Origin of the sequence: Pseudomonas frederiksbergensis, from assembly GCF_000802155.2 — a bacterium.
Lineage (GTDB): Bacteria > Pseudomonadota > Gammaproteobacteria > Pseudomonadales > Pseudomonadaceae > Aquipseudomonas > Aquipseudomonas frederiksbergensis_A.
The window spans coordinates 44,029-64,645 of sequence record NZ_JQGJ02000013.1 but is presented as its reverse complement, the minus strand read 5'-3'; the positions used below and the strand labels follow the sequence as shown (position 1 = coordinate 64,645).

Sequence of the window (20,617 nt, the reverse complement as noted above, 5' to 3'; positions counted from 1 at the left end):
CTCCCTACGCAGCTCAATCGGGCAGTCACGGATTAGCGTGACAATGCAGTGCTGAGCAGCGGTACAAAAGCGTTATATGAAATTCACTGGGAACGAGTTAATTGAGTGACATCACCGAAAACTCGCTCAATGCGCACCCAGGCGTCTGTTGCCTCTGCAATGGCCTGGATGTATTGGTTACGTGCGCTGATCAACGTGCGCTGTGCATCGAGCACATCCAGGAAGTTGAACTTGCCCATTTCGAAACCTCGGGTCGCGGTGTCGACGGCATTTTGGGCGGCAGGCAGGATGGTTTGATTGAAAGAGGTAACTTCGGTGTTCGCCGTCATCCACTGATCCAGAGCGATCTGAATTTCTGTACGCAGGCGTAACTCGCTTGAATTGCGAAGGTCGCGGGCCTGATCGGCTCGGCGGGCTGCTGCCAGTACATTGCCTTGATTACGATTGAACAACGGAATGGGCATCGACAGCCCCACAACGTTCACACGCTCGCGTTCTCGTTCATCGTATTGACTGCCCACACTTACGGTGAGATCTGGAACACGCTGAGACTTCTCCAGATCAAGAGAAGCTTCACGCTGATCAATTTGTAGTTTTGCCAATCGTAATTCGGCAGTTTCACCGATGCGGTTGAGCAGCAGTGACGGTTCCGGAACGTTGGGCATTGGCCGGTCTGACTCACCGACGGATTTAAACGAAGGCAACGGTGCGCCCATTACGCGCGCAAGCTGCTGATAGGCATTTGCTTCGTCGCGCTCAGCACGCCGCAGTTCTAGGCGCACTTCAGATAACTGTACCTCTGCTCGTGTACCTTCGATGGGGGATGATTTACCACTATTAATCCGTCCTTGAGCAACACGAACACCGCGCTCGGCAAGCACAAGGGATTGACGCGATAAGAGCAATCTCTGCTGGGCCGTCGAGGCGCTAGAAAAGGCCTGGATGACTTCTGCACGTAGAATATTGCGTTTACGCTCCAATTCAATACTAGCCGCGTCTTGGGCTCGACTGGCAACGTCTATCCTAGCTCCGCGCTTGCCGCCAAGCTCAATCGGTTGGTTGATCATTACCGTCGTAGTGCGCGAGCTCCGTCGGGTATCTTCAGCTTCCCAAGAAAGCTCGGGGTTGGGAATCAAACCCGCTTGTTTTCGATCTCCTTGGCTGATACCAATTTCCCATTGTGCTGCCGCCAAATCGGGATTGTTAGCAAAGGCCGATTCCAGTGCCTGATCCATGGTCAGCGTCTGAGAAGACGAAACTGCGGCAAAACTGGTGTCTGCCATTAAGAACATACAACTCAAGCCTACAACTAGTAAGGACTTTTGTATGTTCAAGGGTGCAGTTAACTTTCTATGCGGACGCAATTTCATAGTTCCTTCAACGCCTATTCTCTATACGTAAATGTAAAGTTTTGCACTTATCAGCAAGGTGACTGAAAAATTACAAATACGTTATCCAACGATGCAGCTATTTTTTTTGCACTAGCATAGGAGGAATGAAAGATTCGAACGTGGGGGCAGCAATATGCCGAAACAAATACCAACCTGGTATCTGCCGAACAGCACTTGTCGATTTTGGTTAACCATGTGTGGCGCTTGCCCAGTGTTCGATTCAACGGTCAAAGTGCGACACGTTGTCGCAAGGAGTCGCTGTGATGGCTCAAGACCGGGGGTTTAAGCTTGACCCTGTAGCGGCTACAGGCTTTAAGATCATTATTTAATATCTAATGCCGGATATCGGTAAGCGCAAAAAATTAAATGGTTTCGAATTATATAATTCTTCTCAGAAAATAAAACAATAACACTTCTGACCCAACTGACTTCCTATTGAAGAGGGCGAAATATCATGCGAATCCTTGTAATTGAGGACGAGCCTAAAACTGCCGAATACTTGCATCAAGGGCTGACAGAAAGTGGCTATATAGTCGACCGTGCGGTAACCGGAGCAGATGGACTTCATCTTGCACGTCAACATGTCTATGATTTGGTGATACTCGACGTTAATCTTCCAGAACTTGATGGCTGGGGTGTTCTTGAACATCTGCGCCAAAGCAGCAATACCAGGGTGATGATGTTGACGGCCCGGGGACGGCTTGCGGACAAAATTCGCGGGCTCGATCTGGGTGCTGATGACTATCTGGTTAAACCGTTTGAGTTCCCAGAGCTGCTTGCCCGAGTACGAACCCTTATGCGTCGAAGTGAACACATTCCTGTACCGCAGGTACTCAAAGTAGCCGATCTGGAGCTCGATCAAGGGCGCCACCGTGCCTTTCGTGGCGCGCAGCGTATAGATTTGACGACCAAGGAGTTCGCGCTTCTGCATCTACTGATGCGTCAGACTGGAGAGGTACTCTCACGAACCCAAATCATCTCCTTAGTGTGGGATATGAATTTTGACTGCGACACCAACGTTGTAGAGGTTTCAATCCGTAGATTGAGGGCCAAAATTGACGATCCCTTTGATAACAAATTGATCCACACCCTTCGCGGGGTTGGTTATGTATTGGAGGCACGCGAATGAAGCCGGCGAGCCTGTCAATGCGACTAGGTTTGACGGTGAGTATCTTGGGGGCCTTGTTAGTGGTGTTTCTGGCTATATTGGCCTTTTTCGCGCTTACGCATGAGCTGGATAAATTGGCGAAACATAGTCTGGAAAAGAAAATGGAGCAGGTGGAACACAGCCTCTCATTTTACGAGGATATGGCGGAGGTGAACTCGAAACCGCACTCCTTGCTGGATCAAGTCATGGGGCACGACAATCTAAATTTGTCCATTTATGACCTGACAAACCTCAGGACGCCAGTACTAAAATTCGGAACTGGTTTATCGGATCCACGAATCGAATTGAAAGCTGCTAATGCCGCCATCGACAATCTCTCATATTCTTCAAATTCCGATAGTGAGGGTCGACACTTCCTCACCGCATACAAACTCATCCGATTGAAGAATGGTAAAAATGTCGCCGTTTTGCTGTCCATGGATAGTGCGAACGATGAAGCATTGCTCAGCGCGTATCTTCGATCGACGATCATTGCTCTACCGCTTTTACTGATACTCATTGGAATTAGCGCTTGGGCTGTGGTGCAACGAGGGCTCTCTCCCCTCAGAGAATTTCGAAAGGTCGCCGCCATGATCTCGGCCCAAGATCTCAGTCATCGTCTTTCAGTGGTCAAAATGCCTCAGGAACTGAGTGAACTGGCCCATGGTATCAATTTCATGCTCCACCGACTCGACAGTGGTATTCAGCAGCTGTCGCAGTTTTCCGATGACTTGGCCCACGAATTACGTTCCCCAATCACCAATTTGATGGGGAAGGCACAAGTGACACTATCTCGGGAGCGACCTGCAGAAGAGTACAAAGCGGTGTTGGAGTCTTGCACCGAAGAGTTGGGCCGAGTCACCCGGATCGTCTCGGATATGCTCTTCCTCGCTCAAGTCAGTCATCCAGCGGCGCTCGTCCCGTTCGAGACAATTACGTTAGAAGATGAAGCATTGAAGGTCGTCGATCTGTTTTCGCTGTCGGCGGAAGAAAAGCGCATCAGCCTAAGCGTCGCCGGAAACGGCAAGACCATTGGCGACAGGCTGATGATTCAGCGAGCAATATCGAATCTGCTGTCGAACGCTATACGCCACTGCCCGGCCGGCCAATCTATTTCAATTGTTATCGAAAGCCATGCCGAACGAGTCTCGCTACTTGTAGGCAATCCAGGCGCAGGAATCGAACCTCAGCATCTGACGCACTTGTTCGACCGTTTTTATAGAGTCGACACCAGTCGCTCCCGTGCGGAAGGTGGGACTGGTCTTGGCTTGGCGATTGTCAGATCGATCATGAGTCTTCATCAGGGAACAGCGGAGGTTCAGAGCATGCCTGGTAGCATTACTGTTTTCAGGCTGAACTTTCCAAACCTCGAGGGACAAACTTCCTGGCAGCAGGCAAGACGGGTTCAGGGGTGAGTTTCAATATCAAGCTTGCATAATCCGCACTCAAATCCCCCCATACCTCTAGAAATACTCTGGTGGTGTAGGGGGCTTCCCCTTACGTGCCCTACCATTGACATGGGCTGTTCGCGACGTATCTTACTAGTGCTGCATACCTTCGCTTTCTTCGAGCCCTTCATGAAATCGCGAATCCTCTAATTGAAGCGTCGTATGGCTAATATGGAACGCTTCGCTCATAAGGTGCGTTACTTCAGCTAATATTTCCTGCTCGGTGCGGGAGAAACGTTGGACGACAAGGTGTGCACTCATGACATTCTTGCCGCTGGTCAAAGCCCAGATATGCAAATCATGAATATCTTCAACGCCTTCAACCGCCCTTATTCTTAGCTCCACTTCAGCGATATCGATGCCCTCTGGAACCCCTTGCAACAGGATATTCATGCTTTCTTTAAGCAAGATCCAAGTTCTGGGAAGGACCCATAACCCAATAGCTGCGGCAACGATCGCGTCAACCCAAATCCATCCGGTAAAGCGAATGATCAATGCGGCTCCTATCACGCCTATGGAGCCTAGCATGTCACTCCAAACCTCCAGATAAGCACCTTTGACGTTAAGACTTTCGTCACTGGCAGACATCAGCAAGCGCATTGAGACAAGGTTCACAACTAGCCCAATCACTGCCACGATCAGCATGCCTATCGATTCTATTTCTGTCGGAGTTTTAAACCGCTGGTAGGCCTCGTATAGGATGTACACCGCCACCATGAACAACAGAATCGCGTTGAAAGCAGCTGCGAGAATCTCAAATCGTGCATATCCGAATGTCCTTTTTTTATCCGCAGCGCGCTTGGCGATCTGAATAGCGACCAATGAAATAGCTAATGCAGTGGAATCGGTCAGCATATGAGCTGCGTCCGATAACAACGCCAAGCTGCCGGTAATGAAAGCCCCAATGACCTCTGAAATCATAAAACTCGTCGTTAACGCTAGAGCGATCCACAGTTTTTTCTCATGTCCTGCACGTGCTTGACCGTGACTATGACCAGCGCTCATATGTCTCTCCATGGGTGTAAGCGGATGCGACAACGACTCAGACCGCGCATGAGGATCAATCTTCATTCAGAAGAGTTTCCAGCTCTTGAGAAAGAGGCATCACCTGAAAAGAACTGACCCGGGCACGACCAGCATTCCCCGAAGGCACTCATACTTTAGAAAATAGCAGTGCAGCGATAACTCGTGTTATTTGTCCCAGGATCTCCCGAGGATCATGTGTCTTGACGCCCACGTACAGCATCAAGACGTGTGACTTTGCACGTAGCAAAGTGCGGCGTTGTGAGAGGATGTGGGTACGTTCAAGCCAATAGTAAGCGCGCCCATAATCTCGGGACAGAATCGCCACCCGAGCTTCGTCGAAGCCCTCAAGAATTGCCCTATGCAAAATCTCTTTCAGCTTGGGCTCCAACTATTTTCAGGGTAACCATCTGCGTCACGATCAATTCTGTCATGACAGCCTGGGCAGAGGAGCATCAGGTTGGCAGTATCGTTTGTGTGCGCCTCAGCATCATGATCCGCACGTCCCCGAGGCCCCTTGGGACTGGCGGGTAGGATATGCGCCACTTCGCCCCATTTCATTGGCTTGCCGGCACGATAGTCGAACGTTAGATCTGCGCCGCACAGTTCACAATGACCAGCGGTCTGTGTCCATACGATCCGCTTCGTCTCATCATTCGTATTAAAGCGCCCACTCGCAGGCTTTGCGTCTTCTTGTTCTGCCATTCCGACCTACCCCCCGAGAAACATCCATGATCGAAAACGATGACGGCAAGATAAGATCATATTAAGGTCATTTGCCTCAATTTCAAGAGAGATATCAGGGTGACGAATGCTAAGTCGGCTTTGAGCAGGGTGCTTTTTTTGGCTCATCGAAACGCAGTGATGGAAGCGGGCGTTTTTCTAGCAAGTGCTGGTGGGGAATGGCACTGACCACAGCGTATGTATCGAAATTAGCGAGTTTATGCAAAATACATAAACTCGCTAATTTCGATACATACCGCGCGTAGAACTGATGACAACGAGATGTGCAACTCAAACGAGGCTGCAAGCGCAGCCCCTTTTGCACATTTTTTCCGCGTTAGTGCCTGCCAGGCTCAGCGGATAGGCGTCGACGGCGCATGAGGTGATAGGCCGCCGGAATGACGAACAGCGACAGCAACGGCGCCGTGACCATACCGCCAATCATCGGGGCGGCAATGCGGCTCATCACCTCGCTGCCGGCACCACCTCCTAAAAGTATTGGTAACAAACCAGCGATAACCACCGCAACGGTCATGGCCTTGGGGCGAACGCGCTGCACAGCGCCTTCACGAATCGCGGCCATCAACCCGCGTTCTGTGTTGTCACCGAGCTCTTGACGCTCGGCCCAGGCATTTTTCAGGTAGAGCAGCATGATCACGCCAAATTCGGCAGAAACTCCAGCCAGGGCGATAAAGCCGACCCCGGTGGCAACCGACAGGTTGAATCCCAACAGATAGAGAAACCATGCTCCGCCCGTGAGAGCGAATGGCAGCGTGGCCATAATCAGCAAAGCCTCATCAAAGCGTGCAAATGTCAGGTAAAGCAGGACGAAGATGATCAGCAGCGTGGCGGGGACCACCAGTTTTAGTCGTGCATTTGCCCTCTCAAGAAACTCGAACTGACCTGAGTAGCTCAGGCTCATGCCGGGCTGCAACTTGACCTGCTCGCTGACGAGCCGACGTAGATCGGCGACTACCGATGCAATGTCCCGGCCACGCACGTCGATGTACACCCAGCCTGAAGGCCGTGCGTTTTCACTTTTGAGCATCGGCGGCCCGTCGTTGACCTTGATCTTCGCCACTGTGCCAAGGGTGATCTGGCTGCCTAGCGGGGTGTAGATTGGCAACTGCTCCAAAGCGCTAAGCGAATCCCGCCACTCCCGAGGGTAACGGACGTTGATTGGGAAGCGTGCAAGCCCTTCAATGGTTTCACCGACATTTTCCCCGCCGATAGCGCCGGCCACGATCGACTGCACATCGGCGATATTCAGTCCGTATCGGGCGGCGGCTTGTCGGTCGATATCCACGTCGATGTAACGTCCACCGGTTAATCGCTCGGCCAGAGCCGAACTGACACCGGCTACGCCCTTGGCCACTCGCTCGACCGCCTGAGTCGCCGAATCGATTTCCGTCAGGTTGGTGCCGGCAATCTTTACACCAATAGGACTTTTGATCCCCGTAGCCAGCATGTCTATTCGGTTGCGAATCGGTGGTATCCAGATATTCGTCAGCCCAGGAACTCGCACCACTCGGTCCAGCTCCTCCACCAGTTTTTCCGGAGTCATGCCTGGTCGCCATTGCTCCTGTGGCTTGAACTGGATGGTGGTTTCGAACATCTCCAGCGGCGCCGGGTCGGTGGCAGTTTCGGCACGTCCCGCTTTACCGAAGACATGTTCGACCTCTGGCACGGTCTTGATCAGGCGGTCGGTCTGTTGCAGCAGTTGCGCCGCTTTCTGTGCGGACAATCCGGGCAGCGCCGAAGGCATATAGAGCAGGTCGCCCTCATTCAAAGGCGGAAGAAACTCGCCCCCCAAGCGCGACATTGGCCATAGCGCACTAAAAAACACCAACGCCGCCACAAGCAGCGTGATCCTCGGTCGCCGCAGCACTGCATCCAGAGCCGGCTGGTAGATCCGGATGAGCCAGCGGCTCAGCGGGTTGTTTTTTTCATTAGGAATCCGTCCCCGAATCCAGTAGCCCATCAAAACCGGCACCAAGGTCACTGACAATCCCGCTGCTGCAGCCATGGCGTAGGTCTTGGTGAAAGCCAGCGGGCCGAACAGCCGACCCTCTTGCGCTTGCAGGGTGAACACCGGAATGAACGAAAGAGTGATGATCAACAAACAGAAGAATAGGGCTGGTCCAACTTCAGTCGCCGCTTCGGTCATTACCTGCCAATGACGTTCACCATTCAGTTCCTCACCTGGATTGGCCACGTGCCATGCCTCAACTTTCTTGTGTGCGTTTTCGATCATCACCACAGCAGCATCGACCATGGCGCCGATGGCGATGGCTATCCCACCCAGGGACATGATGTTGGCGTTGAGCCCTTGGTAGCGCATGACAATAAAGGCCATCAGTACACCGACCGGCAGGGAAATAATAGCCACCAGAGAGGAGCGCAGGTGCCAAAGAAAGATCCCGCAAACCAATGCGACAACGATGAACTCTTCGATGAGCTTGTGGCTGAGGTTTTCAACAGCGCGGTCAATCAGTTTCCCACGGTCGTAGGTGGTGACAATTTCCACTCCGGCCGGAAGGCTGCTTTTCAACTCGTCGAGTTTGGTCTTGACCGCCGCAATGGTCTCGCGAGCATTCTTACCGCTGCGCAAAATCACCACGCCGCCAACCGTCTCGCCTTCGCCGTCGAGTTCGGTGATGCCACGGCGCATCTCCGGCCCCAACTGGATCGTGGCGACATCGCCCAAGTTCACCGGCACACCGCCCGATCCCAGCTTGAGGGGGATCGCCCGAAAATCATTGAGCGTCTTCAGGTAGCCGGATGCACGCACGATGAACTCGGTCTCTGCCATCTCCAGCACCGCGCCACCCGTTTCCTGATTGGCCTTGCCGATCGCTTCGGTCACCTCGGCCTGCGTAATACCAAGACTGGCCAGTTTGAGCGGATCAAGCTGCACTTGGTACTGCTTGACCATGCCGCCCACAGTGGCCACTTCCGCCACATTGGGCAGGGTCTTGAGTTCAAACTTGAGGAACCAGTCCTGAAGTGCGCGTAGCTGCGCCAGATCATGCCCGCCAGTGCGATCCACCAGCGCGTACTGGAAGATCCATCCTACGCCTGTCGCATCTGGCCCCAACGCTGGCTTGGCGCTGGCCGGCAAGCGGCTTTGTACTTGGCTCAAGTACTCCAACACCCGCGAGCGAGCCCAGTACAAGTCAGTGCCGTCTTCGAACAGCACATAGACAAAGCTGTCACCGAAAAAGGAATAACCACGCACCGTCTTGGCACCTGGTACTGAGAGCATGGTGGTGGCCAACGGATAGGTGACCTGGTTCTCGACAATCTGGGGTGCTTGTCCAGGATACGGGGTGCGGATGATCACCTGCACATCGGACAAGTCTGGTAGCGCATCAATGGGCGTGCTCTGCACCGACCAAATGCCCCACGCCGTGATAAACAGCGTCGCCAGTAGCACCAGGAATCGGTTGGTTACGGACCAACGAATCAGGGCTGCAATCATGGCTGGCCCCCTGATTTGTCCAGACGCTCAACACGCAAGCCGTCGTCGGTCTGATTCACACCTATCCGGACCTTGTCGCCCGTTTTAAGACCCTGCATCAGAGCGGGATTGGCGAGCGGGAACGTCATCGTCATGCCAGGCATGCCCAGCGTCTTAAAAGGGCCGTGAGCGAGAGTGACTTCTTTATCGTTGATCTCAACGATTTGCCCATCCGCTTCATGCAAACCGGCGGCGGCTGCACTGGTGGGTGAAGGTTCCTCTGATTTGGCAACGATGCCTTTAAGACTGGCCTCTGAGTCGAGCAGGAACTGGCCAGAGCTAACCACTTTTTGGCCCTCTTCCAACCCTTTCAATATCGCCGTCTTGCCATCGCTTTCCTGCCCAAGTTGCACCTCCACGGGACGATAGCGACCGGCGTCTTCAGCGAGCATCACCAGGGCACGTAGACCGGTGCGAATGACCGCCTCGCTCGGCACCCACAGCACACTTTGCTCCGTCGCGCGATTAAGGCTCACGCGTGCGGTCATACCCGGCCTGAGACGGCCTTGCGGGTTAGGCAATTCGACGCGCACGCGAAGGGTGCGACTATCGGGATTGGTTTCTGGAAGAATCGCGCTTACCACGCCGTTGAGCACGACGCCTGGGAACGCGGGCAAACGCGCCTCAGCCACTTGTCCCAGCTGTATCGACCCGAATTCAGTCTCCGGGACCGCCAGAGCCAGCCAGACGTTACTCAACCCATTCACGCGTGCCAGTGTTTGGCCGGCAGCCACTGTCATACCTTCGCGCACATCGAGTTCTTGCAACACCCCACTGATAGGGCTGGTGAGGGTCAGGTTCGGTTGGACTTTGCCACTGCGCTCTACTTGAGTAATCGATGCCGCCGGCATCCCGGTAAGCCGCAAACGCTGGCGAGCCGCTGCCAGCAAGCCCGCATCGCCGCTACGCTTAAGTGCGAGAAACTCCTCCTGAGCCGCAGACCACTCCGGGACAAGAATATCCGCCAAGGCGGCGTTGGCTTTGATCACATCGCCAGGAGCATGGGCATACACGCGCTCGACGAAACCCGCCGTACGGGCCTGGATGACGGCGACGTCACGCTCGTTGAAGGTCAATACACCTACAACGTCCAGACTCGAAGCAAACACACCTCGATTGACCGTAGCCAGTCGCACACCAAGATTCTGGGTCAGGCTTGGATCAATGCGAACAGTGGCGCTGTCCCCCTTGCTATCCGCGTACTGAGGGACCATCTCCATGTCCATGAAGGGCGACTTACCCGGCTTATCGAATTTCTGTTGTGGGTACATGGGGTCGTACCAATACAGAACCTTGCGATCGACTGAGGACTCCGGCTTCGGCTCCGATGCTGCATCCGGTACTGCGCTCACCCTCGGTTGAGCCAACCAGTAACCACCGGCGACTCCCAAAGCAATTGAGATGCTGACAACAAAAACCCCTTTCCATGTTCGAGAGATCATTGAGCGGACTCCCCATAGGCGAAATACAGGCGAGCGCTGGTGAGAGCACGCTGCTCTTCAACATCAATCTGCTTGAGACGGGCTTCGATAAGCTCGCGCCGAGCGGCCACGACGGAGTTCAGATCGCCTTTGCCGGCGCGATAGCTGGCCATAGTGAGCTCGACCTTTTCCTTAGCCAAAGGGAGCAGGCTGGTCTGGGCTCGATGAACGGCGCGGTTCAGGCGCTCATAGTCCGCTAAGTCATCCTCCAATTGCTGGGTGTGCTCGCGTGAAAGGACCTCACGCTCAGCCTCAAGCTGATTGAGTTCCGCATGCTTGGCTGCGATTTTTGGGTTTTGTCGCGAGTCAGGAAACAGTGGTAGATCCCATGAAAACTGCACGCTGACCATGTCGCCGAACTCTCGGCCGCGATGCTGATAGTCGACTTCCCAGCTCCAATCAGACCGCTTTTCCGCTTCGGCCTCGCGCACCTTGGCCTGCGCTTCGCGGGTCATTGGGGCAAACGCTGCCAATTCTGGGTGATGTTGAACGTTGTGAGAGTACCCAGAGGCTTCTACAGGCCATTCAGGCAAGCTGCCCACAGGTTTATCGTTTGCGGCTGGTCCAATCCAGCTCTTCAAAGCTGCTCGGGCTTGCGATCTCTGGCGAATCAGATCGTCCTGCTGCTCTTCCAGTTGTGCCGCCTCCTGTTTGGGCGTGACGGCATCAGCAGGTTGAGCGCGGCCACCGGCAATCTGCGCGCGGACGGTATCGGCCAGCAGGCGGTTTTCCCTATAGAAGTCCTGGAACAGCGCGTCTTTACGCTCAACGGAATAGCTGCTGATCCAGGCCAGCGCCGTGGCCTGACGAACCTTTAGACGTTCGACCAGACGCTCAGCGGCAGCGCGGTCAATGGCTGCATCAGCAACCTCGATTCGGGCTTTTCGTTTGGCGCTGTTCGGCATTTCCTGACTGACACCGACCATTTGCATGGTCATGAAGTCCTGATCGATGCTCCAGCGATCCGGCCCCCCAATGGGATAGTTCTGTATACCTACCAGCAACTTGGGATCGGGTAGTTCCCCGGCTGGGATGGCTGCACTAGTGGCGGCACGAATTTTTGCATCTTGTGCAGTCAGCGACGGCGCATTGGTTTCAGCCAGCTGCAAAGCATCATCGAGTGTCAACGCAGCAGCGAAACTCGGCGTGGCCAATACGCTTGCCGCCAAGATGGCCACGAGGGGCCGCCCTGTGCAATAGCACTTGGATTTCATGTTCACGATTCCTGTGATGATCCACTGCGTGCTTCATGAGAGATGCACGCAGATATCCCATACCGCCTGACGCGGAATGAGGCTCAGTGTGGTACAGGAATCAAATGCGGGGAGGTCGCCATACCCCTGATGGAGTTTGGACAGGATGGGAATCTATGGAGATGGACGCTGCGAGGGGGCTCGACAGGGTCACCGGAGGCTTGATGATGGAGACTTGCAGCATGCCGCCGGTCTTGCACTCCTGGCCCGGCTTACAGGGTTTACCGTGCTCGGTTGGGCTTTTCATGTCATGGCAGCAGTCTTGGCCCATGCCGTCCATCATCGCCATGCCCATGGTTTGCATCGGGCACGGCTCTGTCGGCGCCTGAACACCCGCCATCCCGCTGAAGGGAAGCGCCAGGCTAATCAGGAAAATCAGGCAAAGCCGTAGATAGCGTGTCATGGGCTGAAGTGTAGCCAGTAGAAATGGTGCTAACAATCACGTTCTAGGCTTCTTGGTTAGCTGCCAGAAACCTCTATTGCGCGCTCATTTCCATTTCAGGACTTAGCGTGCCTAACCATGCGACAAGACAGATGATGAGGATTGCCATCAGGAATTCGAATTTCATGCTGCGGCGCAAGGCATTGACCGCTACAGAGTATTGACCATTGCGAACCGAGCGCTCCAATAGCGGGCTTAAGTGAAAGCGGTTCAGCGTCGCTAAAACGATCATCCCGGCAAAGAGCAGGATCTTCAAAAACAGCAACTGGCCATAGGTACTGAGCATGACCTCATCAAGGTTGGGACCGACGATGAAAAGGTAATTTACTACTCCCGTAACGCTTATGATCGCAACAATCACACCGCCGGCCGACTCAAAGCCAGTCAGCACGCGGGCAAGAATACGTGCTTCCTCCTCACCCTTCAGCGATTTCAACCGCAGCAGTAGAGCGAAGGCCGCTAGAGCACCCAACCAGCCACCTGCCGCTAATAAATGGAAAATGTCGCTGAGAAAATGCCAGTAGCGGCGGCTGCCTTCGTCCATGGCACCATGCCCTGTCCAGGCTAGCGTGGCCAACGCGATTGCTCCACAGGCGGTGACGATCCAGAGGCTGGGTGTCGGATATCGTTTATTCAACGCGACGCCCAGAATTGCCCCCACCAAGGCGGCTATCCGAACCATCCAGGTCAACCCAACATCGGTGCCCATGATGACCATTTCAAAAATGTGGTGATGTAGCTCCATAAGCTCCGATACACCGCTCATTGCTTTTGCAAGCAACAACATCGCAGCAAGGGACAGAGCTACACCTGCAATAGAAGTACCGTAAAGAAGCGACTCAAAGTTCAAGACCGTGCCCGATACCCTTTCCTTTCCCCTGAGACTGTACAAGCCGAATATGGCCAGTCCAAATAACAACATCAGGTCAAAATAGAGAGCAAAGCGAACCACGATATTTAATGAGTCGCTCATGGATCATTTCACTTTGAATGAAAAGTTGCCGGTGATCGGGTGGGTGTCCGAAGACACTGCACGCCATTCAACTTTGTAGGTACCGGTGGTCAGCGGTGCAGCCGGCGTAATCACCATCGTTTTCGGATCACCACCAGCAGCGACAGCGGCCTTTACACCCATGGGGGAGTTAGGCATGCCAGGCATGTCGGTCATGATCAGCTTTGCACCGGAAAACTGAGTGGTGAGATTCTCAGAAAAATGCAGTTCGATTTTCGACGGAGCCGCCGCATCCGAGCCTTCTGCCGGAGTGGAAGAAAGAAGTTTTGGATGTGCCTGGGCCACTGCACTCAGAAGCAAACCAGCAGTGATTGCAACGGCCACGGACGTAGTTTTAAGGAATGACATGCAAGACTCCTCACAGCAAGCGCTGTTGATTCGAGGTTTTTTGGGAGGAACTAGTTTTTAATTTCTTTAAAAACCACTGTTGATTAACTCGGAGCCCCCGTCCTCTTCGCCAGGTTGAACAGGAGAAACTCGCTAGCCCTAACGTCACAGTGCGAGAACACGATGCCACACGATCACAAACTGTTCGATTACATTTCAGTCAGCTTGATCCGATGTTTGGCATCTAATCGTTGAGCGTAGCAAGGCCTGAAAAGAGACGGCGTACCGCAGGACCGGGGAGCTCAATCACTCTGAAAAATCCGCAGAGGCGTAGCTAAACGCACAACGCCAAGACGCCGTTGGTCCCAAATGTTTTGTCGCTCAGCTAACCGTCGAATCGACGGCCGGAAACTCAAGATGAAAAGCCGTTTTCCCGTCGCCTGACGTACACCAGATCTTGCCATCGTGCGCTTCGACAATTGATCGGGTAATCGACAGACCTAGCCCTGCGTTGCTTGGACTTCCTTCTCGCCGCGCTGGGTCCACGCGATAAAAACGATCAAACAGCTTTTCAAGGTGTTCGGGTGCAATGGGCTCACCATGGTTTTCCACGACAACCGTTACCGACGCATCCTTGTGCTGAATATCGACACTGATTGACGTCCCTTCATAGGTGTAGCGCAGCGCATTTGAGAGCAGATTGGAAATCGCTCGGTGGAGCATAAGAACATCACCTCGCACGCTCCCCCGTCCTGAAACCTTGAGCTCGATCCCTCGTTCATCAGCCAACAGGCGGTAGTACTCAAGCAATTTTTCCACGACAGCCACCAGGTCTATTGGCTTGCTCTCGTGCGTAATTAGACCATTGTCAGATTTCGCCAGAAAAAGCATGTCATCAATCATCCGGCTCATGCGCTTCAAGTCATCAAGATTGGAGTACAAATTGTCTTCGTAGTCCTCGATGTTTCTTTTTCTCGAAAGCACCACTTCAGTGTGGGTCATCAAGTTGCTCACGGGGGTCCGTAGTTCGTGGGCAATGTCTGCCGAAAAGTTGGATAACCGGACAAATGCATCGTCGAGCCTGGATAACATGGCGTTGAACGACAACACCATCTGTTGAAGCTCTTTCGGAACGGGTGCCAGGGGAATACGCTCCTTGAGTGATTTTGCTGACATGGAGGCAGCAACCCGTGTGACCTGGCGGATAGGCCGCATGCCACTGCTAGCTACCATCCAGCCGAGTGCAGCACTGACCAATGCGCTGATCACCAACCCTATCCAAAACCATCGTTCGAGCGTCTCGAAAAAGGACATATGCTGCGTAACGTCAAAAATCAACATGACAGTTAATGGCCTTTCTTGTCCCGTCACTACGGATTGCGCAGTCACACCACGGAACATCTGCTCTTGCTCCCGCCATTCCCAGACGGTTGTGTTTGTGGTTGTTCGAAACGCCTTCGGAACGTCGACCGGGCCGGGATCCGCAAACAGCACCTTGCCGTCGCCATCGATGATAAGCGCAGTCAAATCACGGTGTGCGCCCAGCAGCGCTTCTAACTCCGGTTTAGCCTCGCTGAATTGATCGATGTTGCTCAGCCCGGACAAGATCCGCTGGGTCGAGTGGAGTTTTTCGTACAATGCCTGCTGATCCAGCATCTTGAAATGATGCCGGCTGAGGTTATTGAAACTGAGTCCGGCGACCGTGAGCACGGCCGTTACCGCGAGCATAAACATCAGACTCATACGAGTCGTCAGGGACATCCGGTTCATCACGACTCCGAATCTGGTGCATCGAGCATGTAACCCATTCCCCTTGAGGTATGAATCAACTTGACCTCAAAATCGTCGTCTATCTTGGCCCTGAGCCGTCTCACTGCAACCTCGATAACGTTGGTATCGCTGTCGAAGTTCATATCCCAAACCTGGGAGGCGATAAGAGACTTTGGCAGCACCTCCCCTCGACGACGCAGCAGAAGCTCAAGCAACGCGAACTCTTTGGCCGTAAGGTCTATGCGTTTGCCTCCTCGGATGGCTCGACGCTTGAGCAGGTCCACTTCAAGGTCAGCCAGTTTCATAAAGGTTTGCGAAGGTGCGCTGCTACCGCGACGCAGCAGCGTTCTGACTCGAGCAAGCAATTCAGAAAACGCGAAGGGTTTGATCAGATAGTCATCCGCACCGAGTTCAAGTCCCTTCACTCGGTCTTCAACGCGGTCTCTGGCGGTGAGAAAAAGCACCGGGACGTCTTTCCCGGAAGCGCGCACCTTCTGCAGGACTTCCCAGCCATCCAAACCCGGCATCATGACGTCGAGAATCAGCAGATCATAGGCTTCGCTCAAAGCGTGCTGAAGCGCCTCTTTTCCATTCGTGAAACGGTCGACATTGAACCCGGCCTCGTTGAGCCCTTGCTGCAAATAGATACCTATTTTTGGTTCGTCTTCAGCGACAAGAAGTCTCATGAGGTCGTTCTCAGATAAAGGTTAAGCGGAGTCTGCAACGAAAACTGGCAGCCAACCAGCAACTGACAGAAAAGTAATCTTGGCTTCAGGTAGATGTCAGCGAGTGCTGGCTAGGGTTCAGACATGAGCACTTCATTGGTGCTCGACCGACCTCTGAGCGATGAATCGTATGGAAGTCGGATTCCCTCATGAGGAGCTACCCCGATGAACCACCTGAAAATGCTGTTTTTTGTAAGCTCGATACTGGTCTCGGCTTCTGTGTGGGCTGAAAGCGGCGGAGATCGTGTGATTGAGCGTATGGAAGGTTTGCGCGACAAGGCCGAGGCCACGTTGATGAAAGCTGAACAAGCCCCTGAAGGAGAGCGTCACGTCCACATGGCAGAACACATGAAGATGCTTGGCGACATCATGAGCCAGCTCCACAACGATCACCCAGATGCCTCAATGTCACCCCAACAGCATCTAGCCTGGATGGAGAAGCACGACAAAATTGTTGACGACGTTTTGCGCCAGATGCAGCGCGAGCACAAATTGATGCTTTCAGAAAACCATCAATAAACGCCCCCAGGATAAGTACTTGTCAGCATCTTGTTGCGGCGTCAATTGGACGCCGTATCTATTTAGAAAACTGACAAAGAAGTAATGCCCAAGTCAGTTAGCTGGCAGCTGAGCATCATTAGCATAGCCAATGTTCCCACGTATTCCTGAGGTCACCATGAAAACTACGCTCGCTACCCCGTTCATCGCAGCAATGACCCTTTTTTTCGCTGCTACGGCTATGGCTAATGCTGGGCATGGACAAGACGACATAGGCCAGCCTGGTGTGGCCTCTGACGTTACCCGCACTGTAGAGGTCGAGATGGGCGACATTTTTTTCAAGCCTAAAAGCATTGACGTAAAACCTGGTGAAACAATCCGCTTTGTCCTTCGCAACGAGGGTTCGCTGCTGCATGAGTTCAACATCGGCAAAGCCGCTGCTCATGCAGCACACCAGAAAGAAATGGCAAGCATGTTCAAGAACGGAACATTAAGCCCTACCGGTACCGGGAAGATGAGCGGCATGAGCCACGGCATGGGCGGAATGAAGATGGTCGCAATGGAGCATGACGACCCTAACAGTGTCCTGATTGAGCCTGGCTCAACCCAAGAGCTGATCTGGACCTTCAACAACAGTGCAGGGCTTCAGTTTGCCTGCAACGTGCCGGGGCATTACCAATCGGGAATGGTCGGCGAATTTGATCTGAAATAAACCGGAGTCGGCTGTTTCTGCCGGCCCGACGCAAGAGTTGGCTACGCTAAGTCGCAAGTAACATAGCAACGCTTCTCAGCCGGGGTCCGTGCGGAAACATCACCGCACCACTGTGGAGCCGCAAATCAGCGTTGTACTGAATATGCTCATTTCTAGTAGCACCTTACAAGGGGAATAGACATGCCTACCACCTCTGGCCATCACGACCATAATCACACCCATGCTGCTTCCCGGGATGATGCTGATCTACATGACCCGGTGTGTGGAATGGCAGTCACTTCGTCGAGTAAATTTGCTGAGACTTACCAGGGACAGACGTATCGGTTCTGTAGCCTGAAATGTCAGGAGAAGTTTCGAGCGGACCCTGAGCGCTACAGTGGCCACGTGGTGCGCAACGAGTCAGGCAGCACAACGCCGGAGTCTGCGGTACAAACGGGCACTGAATTTACGTGCCCGATGCATCCTGAAATACGGCAGACCGGCCCCGGTAACTGTCCTAAATGTGGCATGGCACTAGAGCCTGTCATGCCGGCGCTTGATGAAGAAGAAAATCCTGAACTCCGGGATTTCAATCGCCGCTTCTGGTGGTCGCTGCCCTTAACCGTGGTCGTAACCGTGCTCGCGATGGCGGGTCACTCGTTACAACTTCTTCATGGTTCGGCTCAAAACTGGATCGAGTTCGCTCTGGCGACACCCGTGACCTTATGGGCAGGATGGCCTTTTTTTGTAAGGGGACTGGCCTCGGTTAAAAATCGCAGTCCCAACATGTGGACTCTGATTGGGTTGGGCACCGCCGCAGCTTATCTGTACAGCGTCATAGCAACGCTCTTCCCCCAAAGTTTTCCCTCCAATTTCATGCAAGATGGACGTATCGGCGTTTACTTCGAAGCGGCAGCGGTCATCATCTCGCTCACGTTGCTTGGCCAGATCCTTGAGCTCAAAGCCCGATCACAAACTTCCGCCGCCATTAAGTCTCTTCTCGGCCTTTCGCCCAAAACTGCACGCCGGATCAATGCCGATGGCCAGGAGGAAGACATTCCTCTCACACATGTGCACCTGGGAGACCACTTACGGGTCAGACCGGGTGAAAAGGTGCCAGTTGATGGTTCGGTACTTGAGGGTGAAAGTGCGGTGGATGAGTCGATGCTCACTGGCGAGCCAGTCCCGGTAATGAAGAAAGCTGGAGATAGCCTGATCGGCGCCACGCTGAATACGCATGGGAGCCTGGTGATGGAGGCCCAGAAGGTCGGTGCCGAAACCATGCTGTCCCAGATCGTACAGATGGTCGCGAGAGCTCAGCGTTCCAAGGCGCCGATGCAACGAATGGCCGACTCGATTGCCGGCTACTTCGTGATGGGTGTTATCGCGATTGCGATAATGACATTTATCGGTTGGGGGCTTTTCGGCCCTGAGCCCAGTTGGGTGTTTGGTCTAATCAACGCTGTCGCCGTGCTGATCATCGCTTGTCCCTGTGCGTTGGGACTTGCTACGCCTATGTCGATCATGGTGTCGACAGGTAAAGCAGCCAGCATGGGTGTTTTGTTCAGAGATGCCAGTGCAATTGAAAGCCTTTGCAGAATCGACACGCTGATTGTCGACAAGACAGGCACTCTGACAGAGGGACGGCCCGTGTTTCACAGCGTGGAGGCCACTCCCACCTTCAATCCCGACGACGTCCTTCACCTGGCTGCCAGCCTTGATCAGGGCAGCGAGCATCCTTTAGCACATGCGATCGTCGATCACGCCCGAGCCGAGAACATAAAGCTCACCAAGCCCGAATCCTTTGAGTCGGATTCGGGTATCGGCGTCAGTGGCGTTGTCGATGGCAAGAAGCTCCAGCTGGGGAACACAGCGTTGATGGAAGCCGCAGGCGTGAGCACCAACTCCCTACAAGAGCGCGCTGAGGTGTTGCGACTTGACGGCATCAGTATTATCTACCTCGCCGTCGACGGCGCATTGGCAGGTTTGTTGGCCGTATCAGATCCGATCAAGCCGACCTCAAAAGAGGCCGTCACCAAGCTTAAGGCTCACAACGTGAAAATCATCATGGCTACTGGGGACGGGCTTACTACCGCTCGGGCTGTCGCCAGGGAGATGGGGATTGAAGAGGTCCACGGTGAAGTCAAACCCCAAGACAAGGAACGTCTGGTGGCAGACCTACAGCAACACGGGCGAAAAGTGGCCATGGCAGGTGACGGTATCAACGATGCTCCGGCCCTGGCGCGAGCAGATGTGGGGATAGCCATGGGAACGGGGACTGACGTGGCGATGAATAGCGCGCAACTCACGCTGGTCAAAGGTGACCTGATGGGGATCTTACGAGCACGAGCTCTTTCGGTCGCCACAGTTAAAAACATGCGCCAGAATTTGGGCTTTGCTTTTCTCTACAACTCAATGGGTATACCTCTTGCCGCTGGTTTGCTCTATCCATTGACGGGGCACCTCCTGTCGCCAATGATCGCTGCCATAGCCATGAGCGTCAGTTCTGCATCTGTAGTTTTCAATGCATTGAGGCTGAGGAATACCCGAGTTGACTGACCTTCAAAATTGCAGCGGTTTTAACTCGGGGGAATGGCTATCCATGTGCTTTCTTCAGTCCCTTTAAGCGCGCATTCGCCCGTTGCACAGCGGCCATTTTTTCAGGCCGCTTCATGCGCTTCCACTTTCTGATGTCTTCCTTGCTTCGCCCGCAGCTCACACACAGATCACCACTGAGTTGGCAAACCGAGATACAAGGATTCTCGATTTCTTTTGCCATGGTCAGTCCCCCTTAGCTTTATGTAGTTGAGCCATGCGACGTTTCCAGTCGCCTATGTGCGTGCGTTGGCACTCTTGCTCCGAGTCAAAGCGGACATTGCGGTCTGAAACAGGCAGGTCAAGATTGGCCTCTTTCAAGGCGATCGCCGTCAACTCAAAGATGCGGGCCTTCGCATCAATCTCGGCCCGCTTCCTGTCAGCCAGGGTTTCGAACACCCAGATGACCTTTAGGGTTTCAGCCAACGCACTTAGGTCAGCGGTGTGAGTGAGCCAAATAAAGCCCTTTATCTCGTCCTTTGCTGTTTCGCACGCGTCGGTGAGCGTGACGATCAACTGGCGCTCGATTCGAGCCAGCTCACGTTTACCGGGCGGCATCGGTGTTTCCTAT

Annotated in this window: 18 protein-coding genes and 1 pseudogene; 5 read left to right on the top strand and 14 right to left on the bottom strand. The window is 53.7% G+C overall.

Going from position 1 to position 20,617, the window contains the following annotated elements; translation table 11 throughout:
- Positions 1-83 precede the first annotated feature (83 nt).
- Positions 84-1,292 (bottom strand): TolC family protein, encoded by a 1,209-nt coding sequence (locus JZ00_RS21305; RefSeq protein ID WP_024014899.1) that lies wholly within the window; start codon positions 1,290-1,292, stop codon positions 84-86.
- Between the two features lie 553 nt (positions 1,293-1,845).
- Between JZ00_RS21305 and JZ00_RS21300 the strand changes: the two genes are divergently transcribed.
- A complete protein-coding gene (locus JZ00_RS21300) occupies positions 1,846-2,520 on the top strand; it encodes a heavy metal response regulator transcription factor (protein ID WP_039593197.1) in 675 nt (224 codons plus the stop codon).
- Complete coding sequence (locus JZ00_RS21295) at positions 2,517-3,953, top strand: heavy metal sensor histidine kinase (protein ID WP_024014902.1); 1,437 nt, start codon at positions 2,517-2,519, stop codon at positions 3,951-3,953. The genes JZ00_RS21300 and JZ00_RS21295 overlap by 4 nt, the downstream gene beginning before the upstream one ends.
- 126 nt (positions 3,954-4,079) lie before the next feature.
- Here JZ00_RS21295 and JZ00_RS21290 read toward each other — a convergent pair whose 3' ends face one another.
- From JZ00_RS21290 to JZ00_RS21250, 11 genes and pseudogenes are all read right to left on the bottom strand, one after another.
- Entirely contained in the window at positions 4,080-4,991 is a 912-nt protein-coding gene (locus JZ00_RS21290) for a cation diffusion facilitator family transporter (protein ID WP_024014903.1), read from the bottom strand.
- Positions 4,992-5,046: 55 nt separating this feature from the next.
- A pseudogene (locus tag JZ00_RS30450) lies at positions 5,047-5,376 on the bottom strand (DUF3703 domain-containing protein).
- An 8-nt stretch (positions 5,377-5,384) separates the two neighbouring features.
- Positions 5,385-5,570, bottom strand: coding sequence for an HNH endonuclease signature motif containing protein (locus tag JZ00_RS32035; RefSeq protein ID WP_230383560.1), 186 nt, complete (start codon positions 5,568-5,570; stop codon positions 5,385-5,387).
- Between the two features lie 499 nt (positions 5,571-6,069).
- A complete protein-coding gene (locus JZ00_RS21285; RefSeq protein ID WP_024014904.1) occupies positions 6,070-9,213 on the bottom strand; it encodes an efflux RND transporter permease subunit in 3,144 nt (1,047 codons plus the stop codon).
- Positions 9,210-10,694, bottom strand: coding sequence for an efflux RND transporter periplasmic adaptor subunit (locus JZ00_RS21280; protein WP_039593196.1), 1,485 nt, complete (start codon positions 10,692-10,694; stop codon positions 9,210-9,212). The genes JZ00_RS21285 and JZ00_RS21280 overlap by 4 nt, the downstream gene beginning before the upstream one ends.
- Positions 10,691-11,947: a TolC family protein gene (locus JZ00_RS21275; RefSeq protein WP_024014906.1), complete on the bottom strand. Its 1,257-nt coding sequence runs from the start codon at positions 11,945-11,947 to the stop codon at positions 10,691-10,693. Before JZ00_RS21275 ends, JZ00_RS21280 begins: the two co-directional genes overlap by 4 nt.
- 100 nt (positions 11,948-12,047) lie before the next feature.
- On the bottom strand, positions 12,048-12,389 hold the full coding sequence (locus JZ00_RS31575) for a hypothetical protein (protein WP_080377434.1): 342 nt from the start codon (positions 12,387-12,389) through the stop codon (positions 12,048-12,050).
- Between the two features lie 73 nt (positions 12,390-12,462).
- Positions 12,463-13,401 carry a copper homeostasis membrane protein CopD gene (gene copD, locus JZ00_RS21265; RefSeq protein WP_024014908.1) on the bottom strand — a complete coding sequence of 313 codons (939 nt, stop codon included), beginning with the start codon at positions 13,399-13,401 and terminating at the stop codon, positions 12,463-12,465.
- A gap of 3 nt (positions 13,402-13,404) precedes the next feature.
- Positions 13,405-13,788, bottom strand: coding sequence for a copper homeostasis periplasmic binding protein CopC (gene copC / locus JZ00_RS21260; RefSeq protein ID WP_024014909.1), 384 nt, complete (start codon positions 13,786-13,788; stop codon positions 13,405-13,407).
- A gap of 360 nt (positions 13,789-14,148) precedes the next feature.
- Positions 14,149-15,537, bottom strand: coding sequence for a heavy metal sensor histidine kinase (locus JZ00_RS21255; RefSeq protein ID WP_024014910.1), 1,389 nt, complete (start codon positions 15,535-15,537; stop codon positions 14,149-14,151).
- Positions 15,537-16,223, bottom strand: a complete 687-nt coding sequence (locus JZ00_RS21250; RefSeq protein ID WP_019816984.1) for a heavy metal response regulator transcription factor — start codon at positions 16,221-16,223, stop codon at positions 15,537-15,539. The genes JZ00_RS21255 and JZ00_RS21250 overlap by 1 nt, the downstream gene beginning before the upstream one ends.
- A gap of 204 nt (positions 16,224-16,427) precedes the next feature.
- Between JZ00_RS21250 and JZ00_RS21245 the strand changes: the two genes are divergently transcribed.
- The 3 genes from JZ00_RS21245 to JZ00_RS21235 all read left to right on the top strand — a co-directional run bounded on the left by JZ00_RS21245 (position 16,428) and on the right by JZ00_RS21235 (position 20,010).
- Positions 16,428-16,781 carry a co-regulatory protein PtrA N-terminal domain-containing protein gene (locus JZ00_RS21245; protein WP_024014911.1) on the top strand — a complete coding sequence of 118 codons (354 nt, stop codon included), beginning with the start codon at positions 16,428-16,430 and terminating at the stop codon, positions 16,779-16,781.
- 157 nt (positions 16,782-16,938) lie between these two features.
- Positions 16,939-17,472: a cupredoxin domain-containing protein gene (locus JZ00_RS21240; protein WP_024014912.1), complete on the top strand. Its 534-nt coding sequence runs from the start codon at positions 16,939-16,941 to the stop codon at positions 17,470-17,472.
- A 180-nt stretch (positions 17,473-17,652) separates the two neighbouring features.
- Complete coding sequence (locus JZ00_RS21235; RefSeq protein WP_024014913.1) at positions 17,653-20,010, top strand: heavy metal translocating P-type ATPase; 2,358 nt, start codon at positions 17,653-17,655, stop codon at positions 20,008-20,010.
- Positions 20,011-20,047: 37 nt separating this feature from the next.
- On the opposite strand, the gene JZ00_RS30435 is transcribed toward JZ00_RS21235, so the two are convergent.
- Positions 20,048-20,230 (bottom strand): DUF1289 domain-containing protein, encoded by a 183-nt coding sequence (locus JZ00_RS30435; RefSeq protein ID WP_024616838.1) that lies wholly within the window; start codon positions 20,228-20,230, stop codon positions 20,048-20,050.
- A 2-nt stretch (positions 20,231-20,232) separates the two neighbouring features.
- Positions 20,233-20,604, bottom strand: a complete 372-nt coding sequence (locus tag JZ00_RS21230) for a hypothetical protein (protein WP_024014914.1) — start codon at positions 20,602-20,604, stop codon at positions 20,233-20,235.
- Positions 20,605-20,617: the final 13 nt, after the last annotated feature.

Bases quoted from the DNA above. Each gene is read 5' to 3' on its own strand.
- JZ00_RS21305 (WP_024014899.1), bottom strand. From the start codon at position 1,292: ATGTTCTTAATGGCAGACACCAGTTTTGCCGCAGTTTCGTCTTCTCAG.
- JZ00_RS21300 (WP_039593197.1), top strand. From the start codon at position 1,846: ATGCGAATCCTTGTAATTGAGGACGAGCCTAAAACTGCCGAATACTTG.
- JZ00_RS21295 (WP_024014902.1), top strand. From the start codon at position 2,517: ATGAAGCCGGCGAGCCTGTCAATGCGACTAGGTTTGACGGTGAGTATC.
- JZ00_RS21290 (WP_024014903.1), bottom strand. From the start codon at position 4,991: ATGAGCGCTGGTCATAGTCACGGTCAAGCACGTGCAGGACATGAGAAA.
- JZ00_RS32035 (WP_230383560.1), bottom strand. From the start codon at position 5,570: ATGAAATGGGGCGAAGTGGCGCATATCCTACCCGCCAGTCCCAAGGGG.
- JZ00_RS21285 (WP_024014904.1), bottom strand. From the start codon at position 9,213: ATGATTGCAGCCCTGATTCGTTGGTCCGTAACCAACCGATTCCTGGTG.
- JZ00_RS21280 (WP_039593196.1), bottom strand. From the start codon at position 10,694: ATGATCTCTCGAACATGGAAAGGGGTTTTTGTTGTCAGCATCTCAATT.
- JZ00_RS21275 (WP_024014906.1), bottom strand. From the start codon at position 11,947: ATGAAATCCAAGTGCTATTGCACAGGGCGGCCCCTCGTGGCCATCTTG.
- JZ00_RS31575 (WP_080377434.1), bottom strand. From the start codon at position 12,389: ATGACACGCTATCTACGGCTTTGCCTGATTTTCCTGATTAGCCTGGCG.
- copD (WP_024014908.1), bottom strand. From the start codon at position 13,401: ATGAGCGACTCATTAAATATCGTGGTTCGCTTTGCTCTCTATTTTGAC.
- copC (WP_024014909.1), bottom strand. From the start codon at position 13,788: ATGTCATTCCTTAAAACTACGTCCGTGGCCGTTGCAATCACTGCTGGT.
- JZ00_RS21255 (WP_024014910.1), bottom strand. From the start codon at position 15,537: ATGAACCGGATGTCCCTGACGACTCGTATGAGTCTGATGTTTATGCTC.
- JZ00_RS21250 (WP_019816984.1), bottom strand. From the start codon at position 16,223: ATGAGACTTCTTGTCGCTGAAGACGAACCAAAAATAGGTATCTATTTG.
- JZ00_RS21245 (WP_024014911.1), top strand. From the start codon at position 16,428: ATGAACCACCTGAAAATGCTGTTTTTTGTAAGCTCGATACTGGTCTCG.
- JZ00_RS21240 (WP_024014912.1), top strand. From the start codon at position 16,939: ATGAAAACTACGCTCGCTACCCCGTTCATCGCAGCAATGACCCTTTTT.
- JZ00_RS21235 (WP_024014913.1), top strand. From the start codon at position 17,653: ATGCCTACCACCTCTGGCCATCACGACCATAATCACACCCATGCTGCT.
- JZ00_RS30435 (WP_024616838.1), bottom strand. From the start codon at position 20,230: ATGGCAAAAGAAATCGAGAATCCTTGTATCTCGGTTTGCCAACTCAGT.
- JZ00_RS21230 (WP_024014914.1), bottom strand. From the start codon at position 20,604: ATGCCGCCCGGTAAACGTGAGCTGGCTCGAATCGAGCGCCAGTTGATC.